Annotated in this window: 16 protein-coding genes; 6 read left to right on the top strand and 10 right to left on the bottom strand. The window is 63.4% G+C overall.

The window, feature by feature from the left end:
- Positions 1-3: 3 nt before the first annotated feature.
- Positions 4-969, bottom strand: a complete 966-nt coding sequence (gene hemC, locus AC1DY9_RS07840; protein ID WP_477666224.1) for a hydroxymethylbilane synthase — start codon at positions 967-969, stop codon at positions 4-6.
- Positions 970-1,073: 104 nt separating this feature from the next.
- Here hemC and ppc point away from each other — a divergent pair, with 104 nt between their 5' ends.
- The 3 genes from ppc (at position 1,074) to AC1DY9_RS07825 (ending at position 12,662) form a co-directional block, all read left to right on the top strand.
- Positions 1,074-4,019, top strand: coding sequence for a phosphoenolpyruvate carboxylase (gene ppc, locus AC1DY9_RS07835; protein ID WP_457279413.1), 2,946 nt, complete (start codon positions 1,074-1,076; stop codon positions 4,017-4,019).
- 215 nt (positions 4,020-4,234) lie between these two features.
- A complete protein-coding gene (locus tag AC1DY9_RS07830; RefSeq protein ID WP_457279414.1) occupies positions 4,235-4,462 on the top strand; it encodes a hypothetical protein in 228 nt (75 codons plus the stop codon).
- Positions 4,463-4,466: 4 nt separating this feature from the next.
- On the top strand, positions 4,467-12,662 hold the full coding sequence (locus AC1DY9_RS07825) for a GH36-type glycosyl hydrolase domain-containing protein (RefSeq protein ID WP_477666223.1): 8,196 nt from the start codon (positions 4,467-4,469) through the stop codon (positions 12,660-12,662).
- Between the two features lie 68 nt (positions 12,663-12,730).
- Here the strand turns inward: AC1DY9_RS07825 and AC1DY9_RS07820 are convergent, their stop codons facing one another.
- From AC1DY9_RS07820 to AC1DY9_RS07810, 3 genes are all read right to left on the bottom strand, one after another.
- A complete protein-coding gene (locus AC1DY9_RS07820; protein WP_477666222.1) occupies positions 12,731-13,099 on the bottom strand; it encodes a hypothetical protein in 369 nt (122 codons plus the stop codon).
- A gap of 162 nt (positions 13,100-13,261) precedes the next feature.
- On the bottom strand, positions 13,262-13,630 hold the full coding sequence (locus AC1DY9_RS07815; RefSeq protein ID WP_477666221.1) for a glyoxalase superfamily protein: 369 nt from the start codon (positions 13,628-13,630) through the stop codon (positions 13,262-13,264).
- A gap of 29 nt (positions 13,631-13,659) precedes the next feature.
- Positions 13,660-14,106, bottom strand: a complete 447-nt coding sequence (locus AC1DY9_RS07810; protein WP_477666220.1) for a group II truncated hemoglobin — start codon at positions 14,104-14,106, stop codon at positions 13,660-13,662.
- 138 nt (positions 14,107-14,244) lie between these two features.
- Here AC1DY9_RS07810 and AC1DY9_RS07805 point away from each other — a divergent pair, with 138 nt between their 5' ends.
- Complete coding sequence (locus AC1DY9_RS07805; RefSeq protein WP_477666219.1) at positions 14,245-14,616, top strand: hypothetical protein; 372 nt, start codon at positions 14,245-14,247, stop codon at positions 14,614-14,616.
- A gap of 19 nt (positions 14,617-14,635) precedes the next feature.
- Entirely contained in the window at positions 14,636-15,253 is a 618-nt protein-coding gene (locus AC1DY9_RS07800) for an ABC transporter ATP-binding protein (protein WP_457279420.1), read from the top strand.
- A 24-nt stretch (positions 15,254-15,277) separates the two neighbouring features.
- Here the strand turns inward: AC1DY9_RS07800 and AC1DY9_RS07795 are convergent, their stop codons facing one another.
- The 6 genes from AC1DY9_RS07795 to AC1DY9_RS07770 all read right to left on the bottom strand — a co-directional run bounded on the left by AC1DY9_RS07795 (position 15,278) and on the right by AC1DY9_RS07770 (position 20,571).
- Positions 15,278-15,868, bottom strand: a complete 591-nt coding sequence (locus AC1DY9_RS07795) for a tRNA-uridine aminocarboxypropyltransferase (protein WP_457279421.1) — start codon at positions 15,866-15,868, stop codon at positions 15,278-15,280.
- A gap of 9 nt (positions 15,869-15,877) precedes the next feature.
- Positions 15,878-16,666, bottom strand: coding sequence for a TerC family protein (locus AC1DY9_RS07790; RefSeq protein WP_457279422.1), 789 nt, complete (start codon positions 16,664-16,666; stop codon positions 15,878-15,880).
- Between the two features lie 154 nt (positions 16,667-16,820).
- Positions 16,821-17,987, bottom strand: a complete 1,167-nt coding sequence (locus AC1DY9_RS07785) for an AI-2E family transporter (RefSeq protein WP_457279423.1) — start codon at positions 17,985-17,987, stop codon at positions 16,821-16,823.
- Positions 17,984-18,727, bottom strand: a complete 744-nt coding sequence (locus tag AC1DY9_RS07780; protein WP_477666218.1) for an FkbM family methyltransferase — start codon at positions 18,725-18,727, stop codon at positions 17,984-17,986. The genes AC1DY9_RS07785 and AC1DY9_RS07780 overlap by 4 nt, the downstream gene beginning before the upstream one ends.
- A gap of 42 nt (positions 18,728-18,769) precedes the next feature.
- Complete coding sequence (locus AC1DY9_RS07775) at positions 18,770-19,510, bottom strand: LytR/AlgR family response regulator transcription factor (RefSeq protein WP_477666217.1); 741 nt, start codon at positions 19,508-19,510, stop codon at positions 18,770-18,772.
- Positions 19,507-20,571, bottom strand: coding sequence for a sensor histidine kinase (locus tag AC1DY9_RS07770; protein ID WP_477666216.1), 1,065 nt, complete (start codon positions 20,569-20,571; stop codon positions 19,507-19,509). The genes AC1DY9_RS07775 and AC1DY9_RS07770 overlap by 4 nt, the downstream gene beginning before the upstream one ends.
- Before the next feature lie 234 nt (positions 20,572-20,805).
- Between AC1DY9_RS07770 and argH the strand changes: the two genes are divergently transcribed.
- Positions 20,806-22,224 carry an argininosuccinate lyase gene (gene argH / locus AC1DY9_RS07765; RefSeq protein WP_457279427.1) on the top strand — a complete coding sequence of 473 codons (1,419 nt, stop codon included), beginning with the start codon at positions 20,806-20,808 and terminating at the stop codon, positions 22,222-22,224.
- The last annotated feature ends 10 nt before the right edge of the window (positions 22,225-22,234 follow it).

The following is a 22,234-nucleotide window of genomic DNA, read 5'->3' as shown; positions in this document are numbered from 1 at the left end:
GCATCAGGCGCCCGGGGCTTTGCCGGCCCACACGGCGCCGCCGGCGCGCAATTGCGCCGCCACGGCCTCGCCCAGGGCCTCGGCCTCGGCAAAGCTGCGCACCACGGCGGTCTGGTTGACCTGCACCAGCGGCGCCAGCGGGCCTGCGGCGGCGGATGGCGCCTCGGCGGTGGCCGGGTCGCCCCAGGCGGCATTGAGCTGCATGGCGTCCCCATTGGCGGCACCCTGCGTAAAGGCCGCCAGCGGCATGGAACAACTGCCGCCCATGGCGCGCGACACCGTACGCTCGGCCGTCACGGCCAGCCAGGTCGGCTGGTGCGCCAGCGTGGCCAACGCGGCCATCAGGTCGGCGCGATCGGCGCACACTTCAATGCCCAGGGCGCCCTGGCCTGCGGCCGGCAACATGTCTTCGGGCTCAAATGCGCTGCGGATGCGTGATTCCAGACCGAGGCGCTTCAGGCCCGCAGCCGCCAGCACGATGGCCTGGTACTGGCCTTCGTCGAGCTTGCGCAGGCGCGTGTCGAGGTTGCCGCGTAGCGGCTGTATGACCAGGTCGGGGCGCATGGCCTTGAGCAGCACCAGCCGGCGCAGGCTGGAAGTGCCCACCACGGCGCCCTGCGGCAGATCCGCGAGTGTGGCAAATTGATTAGAGACAAAAGCATCGCGCGGGTCCTCGCGCTCCAGCACACAGGCCAGCGCAAAACCTTCGGGCAGGTCCATGGGCACATCCTTGAGCGAATGCACTGCCAGGTCGGCCCGGCCTTCGCTGAGCGCTACCTCGAGTTCCTTGACGAACAGGCCCTTGCCGCCGACCTTGCTCAGCGAGCGGTCCAGGATCTGGTCACCCTGTGTGGTCATGCCCAGCAGCTCGACCTGCCAGCCCAGGCGCGACTCCAGCAGCGCCTTCACATGCTCGGCCTGCCACATCGCCAGACGGCTTTCGCGGGTGGCGATGACCACTTTTTTCATATCATTCGGTCTGGATTCAAACGCTGCGGACACTCGTAACCTGCTTGTAATACTTGGGGGGAAGTGAATGCTAGCATGCAAGGCTAAAGAACTAGAGGGCAGAGATGGTCACTTCCGCGCGCGTAAAAAGGAATAACTCCGCTGTCAGCGACAAGAGCGGCGGCCGCAGCGCAGGGCCGCCCCAAGCAAGGCCAGCCCCCTCGGGGGGCAGAGAACCACACGCAGTGGGTGAACGTGGGGGCGGTAAGTCGTCCACTCGTTCCAGGGACAACGAACGCCCGCTGGTCGAAGACATCCGCCTCTTGGGCCGCATTCTGGGCGACGTGATCCGCGAGCAGGAAGGCGTTGCCGCCTACGAACTGATCGAGCAGGTGCGCAAGCTCTCCGTCAGCTTCCGGCGCGACGCCGATCCCGAAGCCGACAAGTCGCTCAAGAAATTGCTCAAGGGCCTGTCCGGCGACCAGACGGTCAGCGTGATCCGCGCCTTCACCTATTTCAGCCACCTGGCCAACCTGGCCGAAGACCGCCACCACATCCGCCGCCGCGCGGTCCACGAGCGCGCAGGCGACACGCAGGAAGGCAGTATCGACGTGGCGCTGGCCCGACTGCGCTGGGCCGGCATCTCGACCAAAACCATTTCCACCACCCTGGCGCACAGCTTTGTCTCGCCGGTGCTTACCGCCCACCCGACCGAGGTGCAGCGCAAAAGCATCCTGGACGCCGAGCGCGACATCGCCCTGCTGCTGACAGCGCGGGACGACATCAAGGCGCTGGCGCAAGCTGTCAATGCCGCCAAGGACGCGCTGACACCGCGCGAGCTGGCCGCCAATGAAGCGCAGCTTCGCGCCCGCGTCATGCAGCTGTGGCAAACCCGTTTGCTGCGGTTTTCCAAACTCACCGTCGCCGATGAGATCGAAAATGCGCTGAGCTACTACGAAGCCACTTTCCTGCGGGAGATTCCCAAGCTTTACGCCAACCTGGAACGCGAGCTGGGCAACCAGCCGGTACACAGCTTTCTGCGCATGGGCCAATGGATAGGCGGCGACCGCGACGGCAATCCCAACGTCAGCGCCGACACCCTCAATTACGCGTTGGGCCGGCAGGCAGAAGTGGCGCTGCGCCACTACCTGACCGAGGTGCATTTCCTGGGCGGCGAGCTCTCGCTGTCAGCCATGCTGGTCGAATTCAGCCCCGCGATGCGGCTGCTCGCCGAAAGCTCGCCCGATACCAGCGAACACCGCAAGGACGAGCCCTATCGTCGCGCCCTCACCGGCGTCTACGCACGCCTGGCCGCCACACTCAAGGACCTGACCGGCGGCGATGCCGCGCGCCATGCCGTGGCACCGCAAAACGCCTACCTCAAGTCGGAAGACTTCCTGGCCGACCTGCGCACCATCGAAGGATCCCTCAAGGCCCATCACGGTGAAGCGCTGATCGCCCAGCGCCTGCACCCGCTGATCCGCGCGGTCGAAGTGTTTGGTTTTCACCTGGCCACGGTCGACCTGCGCCAGAGTTCCGACAAGCACGAAGAAGTGGTGGCCGAGCTGCTGGCCGTTGCACGCATCGAGGCGAATTACGGCAAGCTGGACGAAGCGGCCAAACGCGCACTGCTGATGGGCCTGCTCAACGATGCACGGCCGCTGCGCGTGGTCGGCACCGCTTATTCAGCCCACGCCCGCGGTGAACTGGCGATTTTTGAGGCGGCCCGCACCGCGCGCGCCCGCTTCGGCAAGGAAGCGATCCGCCACTACATCATCAGCCATACCGAGACCGTGAGCGATCTGCTCGAGGTTCTGCTGCTGCAAAAAGAAGTCGGCCTCATGCACGCCACGCTCGACAGCCATGCCACCAACGACCTCATCGTCGTGCCGCTGTTTGAAACCATCGAAGACCTGCGCAATGCCGCGCCCATCATGCGCGAGTTCTACGCCCTGCCCGGCATCGCCCAGCTGGTCAAGCGCAGCGGTGCCGAGCAGGACATCATGCTCGGCTACTCGGACAGCAACAAGGATGGCGGCATCTTCACCAGCAACTGGGAGCTGTACCGCGCCGAGATCGCGCTGGTCGAGCTGTTCGACGAGCTGGCCAACTCGCACAACATCCAGTTGCGCATGTTCCATGGCCGCGGCGGCACGGTCGGCCGCGGCGGCGGTCCGAGCTACCAGGCCATCCTGGCGCAGCCGCCCGGCACGGTACGAGGCCAGATCCGCCTGACCGAGCAAGGAGAAGTGATCGGCTCCAAATACGCGAATCCGGAAATCGGCCGGCGCAACCTGGAAACCCTGGTCGCCGCCACGCTGGAGGCCACACTGCTGCAGCCGACCAAGCCCGCTACCAAGGCCTTTTTGCAAGCCGCCGCCGAGTTGTCACAGGCCAGCATGGCCGCCTACCGCAACCTGGTTTACGAAACCCCGGGGTTCACCGAATACTTTTTTGGCTCCACGCCGATCCGCGAGATTGCGGAACTCAACATCGGCTCCCGCCCGGCGTCACGCAAAGCTTCGCAGAAAATTGAAGACCTGCGTGCGATTCCCTGGGGTTTCAGTTGGGGCCAGTGCCGCCTGACCCTGCCCGGCTGGTATGGCTTCGGCTCGGCCATCGAGCAATTCCTCCAGCAGGGCGGTACGCCCGCCAGCCGCAGGGAAGCGTTGGCATTGCTGCAAAAAATGTACAAGCAGTGGCCGTTTTTCCGCACCCTGCTCAGCAACATGGACATGGTGCTGGCCAAGAGCGACCTGGCGTTGGCCTCACGTTATTCGGAGCTGGTGGGCGATGCGCGCCTGCGCAAAAAAATCTTCAGTGCGATTGAGTCCGAATGGCACCGCACGGCCGAGGCGCTGACGCTGATCACCGGGGAAAAGCAGCGGCTGGCGGGCAACGCCGCCCTGCAGCGCTCCATCCGCCACCGTTTTCCGTACATCGACCCCCTGCACCACCTCCAGGTGGAGCTGGTGCGGCGCTACCGCGCCGGCCAGGCCGACCAGCGGGTGCAAACCGGCATTCACATTTCCATCAACGGGATTGCCGCGGGCCTGCGCAACACAGGTTGAATGGCCGTGAACAACGGGCAGCCATGCTGCGCGTGAGAGATTCCCCGCTGTGGGGGTATTACCAGGGGCGCATACTGTAGGCCTTGTCCTAGACAAACTCCAGCGTCTTCTGATGGCCCCGCGAGGGGCCGGTGCGTAGCATGGTGTCAGACACGGAGCAATGCGGGTATTTCGCCACGCGTTGCCCAAACCAGCTACCCCCGGAGCGCAAAATCATGACTACCCTGGAGATCATGGCCGACTCACCGTCCGCCATTCAAAACGATTTTGTTTCCACCGACGCCGCCGATCTGGCGTCACACATGGATCAGTGCGCGCATTCGCGCAGCCGGTTTTTTACGCTCCAGTCCGGGCTTCAGTCCGCGCACTCCCTGGCCTCACCGCGCATCATCACAGTCGCGGCCATACTGGCTATTTTTCTTGGCCTGTTAGCCGTAGCCTGAGCGCGTGACCCCCGCTGTCATCGAGCGGCTGGACACCCTAAGCGCCTACGCCCGGCAACTGCTCGCCTCCCGCCAGGGCGGCGCAGAGCAGCCCATCCGCGCTGAACTTTTCGGTGCGCAGCGCTTTGAAGAACACGGCCGCAGCCTGGCCGCAGCCCAACCCATCAGGCCTGCCGGCAGCCCTGATCACGGTCCGCCTTTTTTCCCGCGCGTCCAGGAAAACATCGCCGCGATCCGCCTTGCTTACGACTACATCGCCCTGACTTCGCTGACAGGCCACTACGTAACGCCGGCCGCCGAATGGCTGCTCGACAACTTCCACCTTGTCGAAGCCCAATTGCAACAGATCCAGGATGGCGTCCCCCACCGCTACTACGCGGATTTGCCCAAACTGGCGAGCAAGCCGCTGGAGGGCCTTCCCCGGGTGTACGGTATTGCATGGGCCTATGTAGCGCACACCGACAGCGTGCTGGACCCGGAGCTTTTCACGGCCTTCCTGCATGCCTACCAGGAGGTCAGTGAACTCAATCTCGGCGAACTCTGGGCCTTGCCGACCACGCTGCGTGTGGTCCTGCTGGAAAACCTGCGCCGCATGGCCGACCGCATCGCCTGGAACAAGGTGGCCCGTGAAGTGGCGCATGCCACCTGGGACAAGGCCGGCGTACTGAGCCTGCAGGAACTCGACGAGCTGTACGGCCTGATGCAGGCCCATGGCCTTGAACGCAGCTATCTCACGCAGCTCTGGCAGCGCATGCCTGCCGAACGTGAAGAGCCGGACTCGCCTTCGGCGCCACCTCTCGTCCGCTGGACCGAAAAGCATTGCGGCGATGCCCTGGGCATGATCGGCGAAGGGCAAACCACCCAGGTCGCCGCCAACCTGACCGTCAGCAACATCATCACCACCCTGCGGCTCATAGGCCAGGTGGAGTGGGTGGAGCTGATCGAGCCGGTCAGCCATTCCCTGCAGGTCTTGCGCCGGCTGCCGAGCTTTTCCCGCGAAAGCGAGATGACGCGCCAACAGATCACGCGCGCTATGGAGCGACTGGCGCAGCAAACCGGTAAATCCGAGCGCGCCGTCGCCGAAGCGGTGCTGGCCGCCGCGCACCAGCCCAACAACTCCCTGGCGGCACACACCGCCGGCTACTACCTGATAGGGCCGGGCCGCCCCCTGCTGGAAGCAGCATTGCAGCCCGCCGCAGCGCCGCACAAACCATTGCCGGCCCCCGAAACACCACGCGCCTGGCGCCTGCCGCTCTACGCGGCCGCATGGATTGCCGGAACCGCTGCATTGCTCAGTTGGGCCGCACACCCGCTCGCCACGCTACCCTGGACGGCATGGGTAGCCTTGGTGCTGATGGCCTGGCCCGCGTCGGAAGTGGTCGCTGCGCTGATCCACCGGCTGATCGCCGAATCCACACGCATACAGCCCCTGGCCCGTCTCGATTTCAGCACGGGCATCCCGGCTGAACACCGCGTGCTGGTGGTGATACCTTCGATGCTTTCTTCAGCTTGCGCCAACAGCGAACTGGTGCACCGCCTGCAGCTGCACTGGCTGGCCGGCCGCGAAACCCATGCGCAGTTTGCCCTGCTGACAGACTGGGCTGACGCCGACGCCGAGAGCCTGGCCGGCGATTCAGAGCTGCTCGAAGACGTCCTTGTCAAACTGCGCGCACTCAACGCAGCCTGCCCGCCGGCGAGCTCCGACTCACCGGCAAGATTTTTACTGCTGCACCGCCCGCGCAGCTGGTCCGCGACAGAGCGCCGCTGGATCGGGGCGGAACGCAAGCGTGGCAAGCTTGAAATGCTGTTGCGGCAACTGGCCGGACGCTCGTCATCGCCGTTTGTCCCTGTGGACGTCAACATGCGGCTGGCGCCGGGCATACGCTACGTGCTGACGCTCGACAGCGACACCAGCCTGCCGGCGGGCTCCCTGCGCGAACTGGTGGCCATCGCTGCGCACCCGCTGAACACGCCGCACGTCGACCGCGAGACGCGGCGCGTGACCGCCGGCTACGGCATCCTGCAGCCCCGCGTGGCCATGCCCCTGTCGGCCCACCACGAGCGTTCCCCCTTCCATGCGATGTTTGCAGGCCAGCGCGGCCTGGACCCTTACAGCAACGGTACCTCCGACCTGTACCAGGACGTGTTCGGCATGGGCAACTTCATCGGCAAGGGCCTGCTGCATGTCGAGGCCGTGCATGCCGTGCTGGACAGCCGCATGCCCGAGGGCGCCATCCTGAGCCACGACCTGCTGGAAGGCAGCATCGCCCGCTGCGGCTACGCAGGCGACGTCGTGCTGATGGAAGACCACCCACATCACGCAGGCGTGGCCGCATCACGCGTACACCGCTGGACGCGCGGCGACTGGCAATTGCTGCCGCTGATGCTGCATGCGAAGCGCTACGGCATCGATGCCCTGGGCCTGTGGCGCATGGCAGACAACCTGCGCCGCTCGATGATCGCCCCGGCCTGCTTCGCGCTTGTGGCCTGGACAATATTCACGGGTGCGCTGCCTGTGGCGACGGCACTGGTTTTCACCGTGCTGGCATTCCTGGCCGGCCCCTTGATGGGTGCGCTGGCAGGGCTGGTTCCCACACGGCGAGGCATCGCCTGGGGGCACTTCTTTGACGTCGGCATGCGCGATGTGGCGCGCAGCATGGCGCAGGCGCTTTGGCAATTGAGCCAGCTGCCCGCCCTGGCTGCCCTGTCGTTCGACGCCATCACACGGGCCCTCTGGCGCATGGCCATCAGCCGCCGCCATCTGCTGCAGTGGACCACCGCCGCCCAGTCGCAGGCTTCCGCCCAGTACACGCTGGGCGCTTTTGTCCGCAATCATGCCCCGGTGTCCGCGTTATGCCTCGCGCTGGGCACGGCCGCATGCTGGGGGCCGCATCCCCTGATCGGCCCGGTGCTTTTCCTGCTGTGGGCGCTGGCGCCCGCAGTGGCCTGGTGGGGCAGCAAGCCGGCTGTTCGCGCGCCATATCTGTCACTCAGCGCCGCAGACCGCGCCTACCTCATGAAGCTGGCGGCCCAGACCTGGCGCTTCTTTGAACGCTGCGTCGGCCCCGAAGACCACCACCTGCCGCCGGACAACCTGCAGATGGAACCGGAACCGACGATCGCACACCGCACCTCGCCGACCAACATCGGCCTGTACCTGATGGCTGCAGCCTGTGCGCGCGAGTTCAACTGGATATCCACCACCGAGCTGATCGCGCGGCTGGGCGCCACGCTGGGGACGGTCGAAGCACTGCCCAAGCACCAGGGCCACCTGCTCAACTGGTATGAAACCCGGTCGCTGCAAGTGCTGCCTCCGGCCTATGTTTCCACCGTAGACAGCGGTAACCTGGCGGGCCACCTGCTGGCCGTCGCGCAGTGTGTTCGCCAGCTGGCGGCGCACCAGGAAACATCGCCAGGCGAATCCGCCGAACTCCTGGAATTGGGAGCCCGCTGTGAAAAGCTTTGTATGGCGATGGATTTCGGCGGCCTTTACAGCCCCAAGCGCCACCTGTTTCATATCGGGCTGCGTGTGCACGAGCAGGCACTTGACGCCAGCTATTACGACCTGATCGCCTCGGAGGCGCGCCTGACCAGCTTCCTGGCGATTGCCAAAGGTGATGTGCCGCGGCGCCACTGGCTGGCGTTGGGCCGCGCCTTCCTGACGGTGGGCGTAACGCCCGGCCTGAAGTCCTGGTCGGGCTCGATGTTTGAATACCTGATGCCTTCGCTGGTCATGAGCGAGCCCGACGAAGGCCTGTTGCATGTGTCCGGCCTTGCGGCCGTCAAGGAGCAGCAGGCCTGGGGCCAGGCACAGGGCCTGCCATGGGGCGTTTCGGAGTCGGCCTACTTTGGGCAAGACCATACGCTGGCCTACCAGTATTCGCCGTTTGGCGTGCCGCGACTGGCCCTTCGGCGGACCCCGCCTGCCGACCGCGTTGTGGCGCCCTATGCCAGCATCATGGCGTCCCAGTTCACGCCGCAAGAAGCGGTGGCGAACCTGCGCCAGCTTGAGCAATGGGGTGCGCGCGGCGAATACGGCTTTGCCGATGCGCTGGATTTCACCGTCGCCAGGCAACCAGGCGCCCAGGCGATGAGCCTGGTCAACACCTACATGGCGCACCACCAGGGCATGTCGCTGGTGGCACTGTGCAATGTGCTGTGCAACGAAGCACCGCGCCGCTGGTTCGCTTCGACCCCGCTGGTGCAGGCGTTCGAATCGCTGCTGCATGAAAAGACACCGCGCCAGATCATCGAAAGCGCAGACCCGCGCGCATTGCCCGAACCCGCGGAGCTGGCCGAAGCCCGGCTGTACCATTCACGTGAGATCGACCCGGCCATGCCCGGCTGGCAACCTACACAGCTGCTGTCCAACGGGCGCTACAGCGTCGCCCTGCGCGCCAATGGGGCCGGTGTCAGCCGCTGGCGCACCGCAGGCAAGACCTACAACATCACCCGCTGGCGCGACGACCTGCTGCGCGATGCCTGCGGTACCTTCATCTACCTGCGTCCGTCCGGCCAGGAGCAGGCATGGTCCCTGACGCAACATCCGGCGCCGCATCCCGGCTGGCAATACAAGGCCACCTACCTGCCGGACCGCGTGCAATTTGACGTGAATTCCGATCAGCTGGAGGCAAGCACCAGCGTGCTGGTCAGTCCCGAGGACGACACTGAAATGCGCAACGTCACGCTGCGCAACCTGTCGGCCACGGAGATGACGCTCGACGTGATTTCATGCTTTGAAGCGGTATTGACCGACCCGCGCGCCGACGAGGCCCATCCGGCATTTTCGAACCTGTTTGTCCAGACACGCTGGCATCCCGAATGGCGCGCCCTGCTGCTGTCGCGCAAACCCCGGCTGCAGGGCGATCCTGTCATGGCGGTCGCGCATTTTCTTGCCAATTCGGAAGCCAACGTACGCGCCATCGATTTCATCTCGGACCGGCGCGCCTTTCTGGGCCGTAACCGGGAGCCGGGCCACCCGGCACTGCGGGCCGAGGCGCATGGCCAGGACGGCTCGCCCATCAACGGGCTGGACCCGGTTGCGGGCCTGCGCCTTCGCATCCGCATTCCGGCAGGCGGCGTGGCCCGGCTCAGCTTTGCCACAGCCGCCGCGTCCAGCAGCGACGAACTCGCGGCACGCATCGACAAATACCTGCAGCCCATGCACGTGGAGCGCGCTACCCGGATGGCCGCCACGCTGGCCCAGGTGCGCCTGCGCGACCTCGGGGTCGACCCCGAGGAAAATGCGGCGTTGCAGGACCTCAACACCGCACTGATGTACAGCTGCGCACGGCCGATGGCGGAACGCGGCCTGCTGGACCAGCGCCAGCTCTGGCGTTTCGGCATCTCGGGAGACAAACCCATCGTACTGGTGCTCATCCACTCCAGCAACGGGATGGCACTGGTGCATTCATTGCTGCGGGCCCAACCCTGGTGGAGTTTCTGCGGGCTGGGTACCGACGTGGTCATCCTCAACAGCGAAGTCAACTCCTACCTGATGCCCTTGCAACGCGACATCCTGGCGCTGCGCGACCGCACACTGCAACAAACGGAAAACAGCTTTCCGCGCAGCGACGCCGGTGGCTTTTACCTGCTGCGCGACCAGGAAATCGTGCCCTCGGAAAAAGCCGCGCTGACGGGGTTGGCACGCGTCATTCTGGTGGCAGACGGCAGGCCGCTTGAACAACAGGCCGCAGCGCTACGCAGCACGGCCAACGCCCAGCGCCGTGCGGGCTCCGCCACGCGTCCGCTGCCGGCGCCCTCCTCCGGCTCTACCGGTTCTCCCAGCGCCACCGGTCAGCCCGGTGCACTGCAGACACCCCAGGGACACTTCGATGCCGGCACCGGCGAGTTCCGTTTTGACGTTGACAGCCTGCACCGCCCGCCCCGACCATGGATCAACGTGATCGCGAATCCCTCTTTCGGCTTTCAGGTGTCTGAGACCGGTGCCGGCTACACATGGGCGGTCAACAGCCGGCTGCACCAGGTCACGCCCTGGTCCAACGATCCGGTGGCGGATCCCACCTTCGAGCACTATCTGCTGCAGGACGTGGACACGCAGCAAGTGCTGGCATTAAGCCCGTCGGCACAACACGGCCCGGCGCCTGCCTGCCGTGTGCGTCACGGCCAGGGCTACACCGTATTCGAATGCCAGCACGGTGCGCTTCATGCGGAAACCACTTTTTTTGTTGCTCAAACTGATCCGGTCAAACTGGTGCAGGTCACGCTTCATAACCAGGGCAGCGCCACGCGCAAGCTGCGCGCCCTGGCCATGGTCGAATGGCAGATGGGTGCTGCACGCCACGAACGCCGCACCATACATGCGTGGAAAGACAAAGACAGCCTGCTGACAGCCGTGTTTGCGCAGCAGCGTGAAAGCCGGGCGGGCTTCGGCGGCAGCACGGCGTTCCTGTCGCTGACCGGTTTGCCCGGCACACCCGAGTGGACCTGCGACCGAAGCGAATTTTTCGACGCAACGGGCCGGCTGGTGCTTCCTTCCGCCCTGGGCCAGAATGCCGCCGGCGGCGCGGACCCCTGCGCCGCGCTGGCAGGCGAGTTCTCCCTGTTTCCCGGCCAGACTCTTGCGTTCACCTTTCTGCTCGGCCATGCCGGCGACGCCACGCAGGCACTACAACTGGCCCGCAGCTGGCAAGGCAAAGATGCGGCACAGGCGCTTGAACAGGTCAAGGCTTATTGGTCCGGGTTGCTGGGCAAAGTGCAGGTGCAAACGCCCGATCCGCTGTTTGACGCTTTGGTCAACCGCTGGCTGCTCTACCAGACCCTGGCATCGCGCCTGTGGTCCAAGGCCGGTTTCTACCAGGCCGGCGGCGCATTCGGCTTTCGGGACCAGTTGCAGGACGCCATGGCCTTCGCCGTCATTGAACCGGGCCGCCTGCGTACGCAAATCATGCTGAACGCCTCGCGCCAATTCCCCGAGGGGGATGTCCAGCACTGGTGGCACGCGCCCGGCGGTGAGGGAGTGCGCACCCATTTTTCGGACGATTTGCTGTGGCTGCCCTATGCCTGCGCCTGGTATGTCCAGGTCACAGGAGACGCCAGCATCCTGGATGAAGAGGTTGCCTTCATCGACGGGCCGTCGATTCCCGAAGGTGCGGAAGACGCGTATTACGCGCCGCAAACCAGCGGGCAAACCGCCACGGTGTTCGAACACTGCGCCCGTACCCTGGACCGCAGCCTGGCCATCGGGGCACACGGCCTTCCGCTCATGGGTACGGGTGACTGGAACGACGGCATGAACCGCGTGGGCCACGAAGGCCGCGGCGAGTCTGTCTGGCTGGGCTGGTTTTTATGCCGCGTGGTCAATGACTTTCTGCCCCTGGCCGCATCGCGCGGCGACGACGGCCGCGCGCAGCGCTGGCGCCAGGCCCGTTCCGGCTGGGTTGCCGCCCTGCACGACGCGGGCTGGGACGGTGCCTGGTTCCGCCGGGCGTTCTTCGACAACGGCGCACCGCTCGGCTCCTCCACCAATGACGAATGCCGCATCGACCTGATTGCCCAAGCCTGGTCGGTGCTTTCCGGCGCTTCCACCGAGGCCTTCATCGGCCCGGCCATGCAGGCCATGAATGAACAGTTGGTAGACAACGAAGCGGGCCTGCTGCGCCTGCTGGCGCCGCCGCTGGAAAAGTCGGACAACAACCCGGGCTACATCCAGGCCTACCCGCCGGGGGTGCGTGAAAACGGTGGCCAGTACTCGCATGCCGCCGTCTGGGCCATGATGGCGCAAGCCCTCACCGGTGACACCGAAGCCGCCTGGGAAAGCTTCAAGGCACTGAGCCCGGCCCACCGCAGCGAGCACCCCGTTCGCGGCCCCGCCTATGAGCTGGAGCCCTACGTGATGGCGGGTGACATCTATGGCGCGGCGCCCTATGTAGGCCGCGGCGGCTGGAGCTGGTACACCGGCTCGGCTGCGTGGCTGCACCGCGCGGCGCTGGAAAACATTCTGGGCCTAAGGGTGCAGCAAGGCGCGCTGTCGCTGTCGCCCCGCGTGCCGGCACACTGGCCCTCGTTTGAGATCACGCTGCGCCTGCAGGAATGCGTGGTGAAGCTTCGGTGGCAACGCGCAGGGCTTGCCGCAGAAGACAGCTTCAAGCCCGACCTGGTAATCACGCCGGGACAAGTGGTGATGCTGGCCGAGCTGCCGGCGCAAGCGGCGTTGCTGGTGCAGGCTGAAGCAAGCTGAATTTCGGGTCGCTATTGATTTAATAGCTACTCGCGCTTTTCAGGTAAGGGCTGGAAGCCTTTTTTTGCTTATAAACGCCCCTTCTTTGACTCCAGGGCGCCTCCGGCATTCGTCAGGTCGCCGAACATCGACGGCGTGCGATGCCTCGCAGGGGGCAGGTACACGGGCACCTCGCCCGCATCCACGGTTTCAATCAGGCCCAGCGCCAGCAATGAGCGCAAGGATTCGTCAAGCGATCGGGGCGGCATGAACTGCTGCAACTGCTCAAACCACACGCCCGCGCCGCACATCTCCAATACATCGTGCAAGTAGCGTGACAACGAGCCTGTGGCCTGCGCTTTGGTATTGACCGTGTCCACGCAGGCGCGGCCTCCCCGCGTCAGCCGGTAGCAGCGTGAGGCGAGGCCTGGAAGAGGGGGCGCGTGGGTCGAGGTCATGGGTGTCTCCTTCAGCAGCACTCATGGTGAACCTGTAGCAACGAAGTATTCTTGACGAAAATCAAGAGCGGGGCTCCACCTGACACGGCGTTCTTGACGGCAGTCAAGATTTGGGGTTTTAGAGCGCGCCGGCGTGAGATTCATCCGGTTTGTAAAGTGCGGTCAGGTGCTGATGGCATTGGTAAATGTCAGCCGGTTGCCAAAAGGGTCCCTGATCGACATGTCCCGGCTCTCCCACGCTGTGTCTTCAATTCGGGGACGGGCGTGTTTGTAGTTCTTCGCCAAAAGCTGCTGGTGAAACGCGTCAAGCTCGTCCGTTTCAATCCGCATCGCGGTGCCCGGGCTGCAGTCGCCGTGGTGCTCCGACAAATGCAGCACGCAGCCGCCTTTGGATATTTGCAGATAGAGCGGCATGCCGGGCTCAAAGCGATGCTCCCAATCGACCTTGAAACCGAGGAAATCGATGTAAAACTCCCGGGCCTTGGCTTCATCGAAGATGCGAAGGATGGGGGTGGTTTTTCCGAAGCTCATCTCTGCAATCTCCTCGTCAAATAAAGCAGCTAGCCAATGTAAGGCCCCTTGACCTCACCCCAGCCCCATCGCGGCATGGGCGCATCAGCGTCCACCGTGGCACCCGGCTGCGAATTGATCACGGCCAGTCGCGAACCCCACTCAAGGTATCCCACCAGCGCCGACCTGAATTCCGGGTCGTCGGGCATGCCCAGTTCATCCGCCGTTTCAAGCAGCAAGGCCACCCAGCGGCGCCGCTGCTCCTGCAGCAGATGCCGGTTCAGGTGCTGCCGGATCATGTGCGGATGGCCGCCATGCTGCTCCGAATAGGTCGTGGGTCCACCCAGGACTTCGCCCAGAAATGCGGCGACATGGGCCGGGTGGCTGTCGTCCATGTGCGCGAACACAGGCCCCAGCAAGACGTCCTTCTTCACGTGCTCATAGAAACGCGTGGTCAATCGGGTCAAGGCGTCGAGGCCGCCTACCCATTCGTACAAGCTTGGAACTGTGCGATCTGACGTGGTGATGTCCTGCAAATTGGGCTAAGAGATGTCTCAAAAAAACGCAGATTAACATTGCCACTAGCCTGATCATTTAAATGTGCCTCGATAGCCTCAGAATCAGATCCTTACCCCATGTGCTCTCCCGTTGAAACCATTGTCATATGGCTCTTTGTCGGCATGTTCGCGTGTGGCGTCTTCGGCTATGGCGATCAATGCCGATTTGAGGACTACATCGAGGAACACCACCCCACACGATGGAAAGAGCTGGCCCTGCGAAGCAAATGGCTCATGCCGGAAAACGGGGAACACAGCCAGGCGGGCGTGCAATGGTTTCTCATTCTTCACGGTGAATACAAAAAAATTGAAGACCCTCGCGCGCAAACGTTGGGGCGCAAGGCCCGCATCTGGTCCATGACGAGTCTGGTATGCCTGGCCAGCGTTGGCCTGTACGCCCTTGTAGTGCAGAACTTCCCGTCTCTGCGTTGCCTTATCCCCTGGATGTAAAACCTTGACCCCGCCAGCCATGCTCACCATCGAAAACCTGTGGTTTCGCTACCCCAACCCACAGGTTGAAATCCTTGCCAACTGGTCCGGCGAAATCCCGCCAGGCGTCACGCTGGTGCAAGGCGGCGACGGGCGCGGCAAGAGCACCCTGCTTCGATTACTGGCGGGGGCCTTGCCTGCCGATGAGGGAAAGTTGACGCTCAATGGCATCTCGCTCAAAGACAAGCCCGACGCTTACCGCCGGCAGCTCTTCTGGATGGAGCCGCGCGCCGACACGTTTGATCAACTCACGCCGGCGCAGTATTTCGAAGATGTTCGCAGCCGGTACCCGGGTTTTGATGCGGCTCTGGTAGCGCCGCTGGTCGACGGCCTCGGGCTTGAGCCGCACATGGGCAAGCAGCTTTTCATGCTGTCCACCGGGTCGAAGCGCAAGGTCTGGCTGACAGCGGCGTTTGTGTCGGGTGCGGCGGTGTTGTTGCTGGATGAGCCCTTTGCCGCGCTGGATGCACCCTCGATTGCCTTCGTCAAAGGACGGCTTCAAGACATTTCAGCGCATACAGGGCGCGCGGCCGTGATTGCGGACTATGAGGCCCCCAGCGGAGTGCCGCTGGCCGGTCTGATTGACCTGGGCGACTGACCAAAATACCGGGATCAAGTCGAACTACTTCGGAACAAACGCCAACTGCTGCGCCACAAAACCGTCAAACGCCTTGAGCAGCGGGTGGTATTTTTCAGCATGGCCTTCCAGTTGCGCCAGCGCTGCGCAGGTAGCCTCCAGCGTTGAGAGTTGCCCCGGCTTGTGGGCCTTGCGGATCCGGTAGCCGGAAGCCGGTACATCTTCCAGCGACAGGCGCGGCAATTGCTGCAGCAACGGGCTCCGGTGCAGCATCCTTCGGCTCTTGCGCCAGGTGCCGTCCAGTACGACAAGCAGCACACGTGCCGCGTCGTTGAGTTGTATGGGATCCAGGACGGGCGCTGCATCATCCGGCGTCTGCGGATACAGCAGCACCACATACTCCGGTCCTTGCAGCGCATCACGCAAACCAGCTTCATCAAAACACTCGCCCGTCAGCATCCGGCTGCACGGCAGACTCAGGTGCAGCAGGCGAGCGCTGTTTTTGGCGTGGTCAACCTCCAGCGGATGCTGAAGGATCAGCACCCCGGTTTCATGCGCTGTGGGGGTAACCCACCTGCAGATGCAGCCACCCTGCGGGCGAAGGCACGCGGCGCAGCGCAGGCGCGTCACGGGCACAGCTCAGCGTCAGGTCTTACGGCCGTCAGCGCCATCAGCCTTGTCGCCCTTATCCCCATTGGCATAGGCATTTCTCAGGTGTACCGGCTTGCTCTTTTTCTTGCGCATGCGGATGTTGAGCATTTCCACCGCCACAGAAAACGCCATGGCAAAGTACACATAGCCCTTGGGCACATGGTGGTCGAGGCCCTCAGCGATCAGCACCACACCCACGACGACAAGGAAAGACAGCGCCAGCATCTTGATGGTGGGATGGTCGGACACAAAGCGGCCGATGGCCGGAGCGAACAGCATCATCAAGCCCACCGATGCGATGACCGCGGCAATCATGACCGGCAGACTGTCCACCATGCCGACGGCGGTGATGATGGAATCCAGCGAGAACACCATGTCCACAATCATGATCTGCACGATCACAGCCGCAAACGTGGCCTTGACCCCGCTGGAGGCATGACCTTCTTCGCCCTCCATCGACTGGTGGATTTCACCGGTGCTCTTCCAGATCAGGAACAGGCCCCCGGCAATCAGGATCAGGTCGCGCCCCGAAATTTCCTCTTTCAGGATGGTGAAGAGCGGGTCCACCAGCCCGATGATCCACGACAGCACAAACAGCAAGCCAATGCGCATGAACATCGCCATAAAAAGGCCCAGGCGCCTTGCCAGCTCCTGTTTGTCCTTGGGCAGCTTGTCGACCAGGATGGAAATAAAGATGATGTTGTCGATGCCCAGCACCAGTTCCAGCGCAGTGAGCGTGGCAAAAGCGATCCACATTTGCGGATCCGTCAACAGTTCCATCATCGCGTTACCTCTTTCATTTCATTAACTAAATCAGGATCGTACGGCCAGTCTCTCATACCAGCATGAGCCGTGGAACCGGCTTTGCCGGGCCACAGGCGGGCGGCCCCCTCGGGGGGCAGGGAGCTACACGAAGTGAGCGACCGTGGGGGCCACATCAACTGCCGAGAAACTCACCAATCGGCTTCAGGTCATCGATGCGGTCGCAAATCGACTTGACAATCATCAGAATGGGAATGCCGAGCAACAGGCCCCACACCCCCCAGAGCCAGCCCCAGGCCAGCAAGCCGACGAACACCGCCACCGGACTCATGCGGCTGGCGCGGCTGGTAAGCCACGGCGTCAACAGGTTGCCCACCACGGTATGAATGGCCAGCGAGGCCCCCCCCACGGCCAGCGCCATGTTGAGCGAGCCAAACTGCATAAAGGCCACCAGGGCCGACGTCGCCGCCGTGACCAGAGAGCCTACGTAAGGAATCAGGTTCAGCACGGCAGCGGCAACGCCCCACACAGCGGGGTTTTCCAGCCGCAGCGCCCAGAGCGCCAGCCAGGTCAGCACCCCGACCAGCGCACTGGTCAGGAGCTGCACCTGCAGGTAGCGCTGGATCTGGTCGGTGATCTCATTGAGAGCCTGCAGCGTGATTTTTTTGCTGCTGATGCTGGAGCCCGCAAGCTTGATCAGCTTGCGCCGGAAGCTGTCGCCCGAAAGCATCAGGAAGTAGGTGAAAAAAACCACCACGGTCGCCTGGCCGATCAGTGCAATCAGCCCGATGGTGCCTGACCAGAGATAATTCTTGATGTTGAAACGGGCAGGCTCAACCACGACACGCATCGCCCCACGCGTACTGCTGGTCGCAGCGCTTTCCTGCGCGGCCTGTTCAAGCTGTGCGGCGGCTTTCTGTACGGTTTCCAGGGCGCTGTCAGACTGGTTGGTGCGCACCTTCACGGCCTGGCGGAATTTCTGTGCCGCAGCCGGCAGCGCTTCCAGCAGCTGCGCCGCTTCGTCGCTGAGCGAATACGCCGTGGTGCCGATGCTGCCCACAATCGTCAGCAACACCACGGCAGCGCTCAGCCAGCGTGGAACGCGTTTCGTTTCAAACCAGTTGACCACCGGTGAAAAAGCATAGCTGAACAGCACACCCAGCATCACCGGAATAAAGACGGCCTTGGCCCAGTGCAGTACAAACAGGCAGGCGAGACCCGCCAGTACCACGAGCGACATGCTGCGGATATCGACCGGAACCCGAACATGCAGCTGTTCAGGATCGCCCGGCACCACTGGAGGCGCCGCGCGTACGACACGCTCTGCGGGTTCTTCGGTCATATGTCTCCCGTATCCGTTTTTGTGCCGGGGCGTGCGTAACGAAATTTGCGCAATGGAAGCCCCAGGTAGTACTTACGCAGGTATTCAAACCGAGCCGGCCAGGAAAATGTGTAGGACGCTTTCGCCGGAACGTACCAGCTGTTCAAGCCGGTTCGAAGAATCAGCTGGTAGCCGTTGCCGCGCATCAGGTCGTGTTTTTTATGATGGGTCACGTGATCCTCAATCAGCACCAGGCGGGGCTGCCAGCGTGCAAAGTTGAAACCGGACAACGCAACCAGTTCGTGCCCCTCGATGTCGATCGACAGGAAATCAAACCCCTCTGGCACAGCATTTCCTTCCAGGATGGCATCCAGCGTCTCGCACCGTACCTGTACCGTTGAACGGACCACGGCGCCCATGGCAATAGGCCTCGCTTCGAGCGTTGAATGGGGTCCGGCCCGATTCAAATCCAGGTACCTTCCTGCGTTTTCAGCGCTGGAACAAGCCATTTCAATGACCACGCCGGTTCGACTCCTGCGCAGCAGCTCACAACAGTCCGGGTCAGGTTCCACGAGAAGGCCCGTCCAACCCATCTGTTCCAGATGCTGCGATTGCGAATCCAGCACCGGATCGTTAGCCCCTATATCAACATAAAAGCCAGTCTTGCCGCCGAAGAAGTCGCGTACGAGCTGGCGCTCTACGGCAGGCTCATTGCTGAAGCGGCTGACGTGCCGCTGGATGAAATCGGCACGTGTATGCATAGACAGGATGTTGGATTGGAAGAAGCAGCAAGAGAAATGAAATCAGGCCGCGATGGCTTCCCGAACGGCGCTGAGCTGGCGCCTGGACACCGCCAGCAGTTCATCAATACCATTGAGCCGTACCGCCCAGCCCTCGCCCTCTTCTGGATCAAAATGTTTTTCCAGCGCGCGCACGGCCCGGCGCGCAATCAGTGCGTTGCGGTGAATGCGCATGAAACGGGTCGCGTGGCGCTCTTCCAGCTCGCTCAGGGAACCATCGAGTATGTAGCTGCGGGTCGCGGTACGCACAGTGATGTATTTGAGTTCGGCTTTGAAATACAGCACCTCGGCCAGTGGCACACGCTCGGTGCGGCCGCGGTCCTGGATGATGAGCGTTTCTTCCGCCACATCCGCCGTGGACGTCCGGGCAGCCTGGCCCAAACGCTCTACCTTCTGCAACGCTTGCTGCAGGCGTTCCAGGCGCACCGGCTTCGTGAGGTAGTCGACGGCCTCCAGTTCAAAGGCCTGTACGGCATGTTCGGAATGGGCCGTGACAAACACCAGGGCGGGTGGCTGTGCAAGTGAAGCAATGGTGCGTGCCAGCGCGATACCGTCAACGCCGGGCATGCGGATGTCAAGCAGCACCGCATCGAATGACTCACGCTGCAAGGCCTTCATGGCCTGAACAGCATCGGCGGCTTCAGCTGCTGCCACTGCGGCCGGGGCGGTGCAATCGCCCAGCAGGGTGCGCAGGCGCGAACGCGCCAGGGCTTCATCGTCAACTACCAATACCTTGAGCGTCATGCGGGAATCTCCAGTCGAACCTGAAATATGCCGTCCTTGAACACGGTCTTGAATTTCGCCTCGACATCATGCAGCAGCGCAAGGCGTTCGCGCACATTGGCCAGCGCCAACCCGTGGCCGCGCTCACCGGCGCCTGCGGGGGTTGAATTGGTCACCTTGATCACCACCGTGCTGCCTCGCCGGAGGGTGGATATTTTCAGCTGCGCGCCGCTGGCGCTGGGTTCCACGCCATGCCTGACGGCGTTTTCTACCAGCGGCTGCAACAGCAGCGGCGGCAGCTTGGCCTGGTCCGCTTCGGTGTCCAGGCTCCACTGCACCTGCAGCCGCTCACCAAAGCGGATCTGCTCAATGGCGAGGTAACGCTGCGCCAGCGCGATCTCCTGGCCGAGCGTCACGGATTCGGCCGGATCGGCCAGTGCATGGCGAAAAAGCTCACTCAGGTCTTCCAGCACCGCCTCGGCCTTGGCGGGCTCGGCACGCACCAGCGCAATGGCGCTGTTCAGGGTATTGAAAAGGAAATGGGGGCGAATGCGCGATTGCAGTTCGGCAAGGCGTGCCGCCGTGGCTGCCGGCGTACGCGCCTTGGCCCGCCAGAACAGCCCCGCCAGCATCATGGCGGACAGCAAGGCACCCGCCGCCGCACTGGCCCACCAGGGCACCGGCTGGAGCAGGCCCAGCAGGGCCAGCAAGCCACAGCCGTACAGCCCCGACACAACACCCAGTGCAATACCCGCCGCCCACTGGTGCGAAGGCTCCAGCCGGTTCAACTGCCCCTTCAGCGCACACACCGCAATCAGCCAGGCCAGGGTGGCGGGCAGCACACCGCCGGTGAGCAGCGAAAAGCTCAGCAGCCAGTCCAGGGGTTCGCGCGCAGCGAACATCACACACACGCCGGTCACCGCCTCTACAAAGAGCACGGCACGCAAAACCACACCCACGTGGCAAGCATCAAACATGCTGGTGCGGTTGGAAGTGCGCGGCACCGCTTCCTCATCGCCCGGAATAAAGCTGCCCAGCAACGTGGATTCGCTGAAATTCTTCTGATCGGGCACAGGCTTCATGGACGTCGGCGGCACTTCGGTATCGTGGAAAAACGGATCGGCTGGGGCAGCGCACGGCAGGGGTTTCCCACGGGGTCCGGCACCCAGATAAAATCATTGGGAAGAGTATTGCACTGCCCAAGGCGATTCGGCCATGGGTTAAACACTATTTAGGCCCGGCCGGCTGCGCAACTGCCCGAAATGGCGTGCTTTACCCCACAGACCGGCCAGTGACTGCCTCAAAGAAAGCCCGACGTGAATCAATTCGACAAAAAGTCCCAAGCCTGGTCCGCCCTTTTTTCCGAACCCATGAGCGACCTGGTGAAGCGTTATACGTCCAGCGTGTTTTTTGACAAGCGCCTGTGGCAAGCCGACATTGCCGGTTCGCTCGCTCACGCCGAAATGCTGGCAGCGCAAAAGATCATTCCCGCCGCCGACTACGCCGACATCCAGAAAGGCATGACGCAAATCACGTCCGAAATCGACTCCGGCGCTTTTGAGTGGAAGCTGGATCTCGAAGACGTGCACTTCAACATCGAAGCGCGCCTGACCCAGCTTGTGGGCGACGCCGGCAAGCGCCTGCACACCGGCCGCAGCCGCAACGACCAGGTCGCCACCGATGTGCGCCTCTGGCTGCGCAGTGAGATCGACCTGATCGGCGGGCTGCTGACCGACCTGCAAAAAGCGCTGGTTGACATCGCCGAGAAAAATGTCGAAGTCATCCTGCCCGGCTTCACCCACCTGCAGGTGGCCCAGCCGGTGAGTTTTGGCCACCATATGCTGGCCTATGTGGAAATGTTCAGCCGCGACGCCGAGCGCATGCTGGAGATCAGGAAGCGCGTGAACCGCCTGCCGCTGGGTGCTGCAGCGCTGGCCGGCACCAGCTACCCGCTGGACCGCGAACGCGTGGCCAAAACGCTGGGCATGGTCGACGAAAGCGGCCAGCCGCAGGTATGCCAGAACAGCCTGGACGCCGTGAGCGACCGTGACTTCGCAATTGAGTTCACGGCGGCCGCGTCGCTCGCCATGGTGCACATCAGCCGCATGAGCGAAGAGCTGATCTTGTGGATGAGCCAGAACTTCGGCTTCATCCACATTCCCGACCGCTTCACCACCGGCTCGTCCATCATGCCGCAGAAGAAAAACCCCGACGTGCCCGAACTGGCGCGCGGCAAGACCGGCCGCGTGGTCGGCCACCTGATGGGCCTGATCACCCTGATGAAGGGCCAGCCCCTGGCCTACAACAAGGACAACCAGGAAGACAAGGAGCCGCTGTTCGACACCGTCGACACGCTCAAGGACACGCTGCGCATCTTTGCCGAGATGGTGGCCGGCATCACCGTCAAGCCCGAAGCCATGGAAAAGGCCGCGCTGCGCGGCTACGCCACCGCCACCGACCTGGCCGACTATCTGGTGAAAAAAGGCCTGCCCTTCCGCGATGCCCACGAAACCGTGGCCCACGCCGTCAAAGCCGCCACCACCCATGCGGTGGACCTGTCCGAGTTGCCGCTGGCTGTGCTGCAGGAATTCAACCCCAACATCGAAAAAGACGTCTACGACTGCTTGAGCCTGCGCGGCTCGTTGAACGCCCGCAACATCCTGGGTGGCACTGCGCCGGCACAAGTCAAGGCCCAGATCACGCGGCACCGGGCGCGGCTGGCCTCGCTCTCCTGACCCCTGGACG

The organism is Polaromonas sp. P1_F6 (assembly GCF_056405695.1).
The sequence above is the reverse complement of the archived record's forward strand: the minus strand, read 5'-3'. Positions and strand labels throughout refer to the sequence as shown.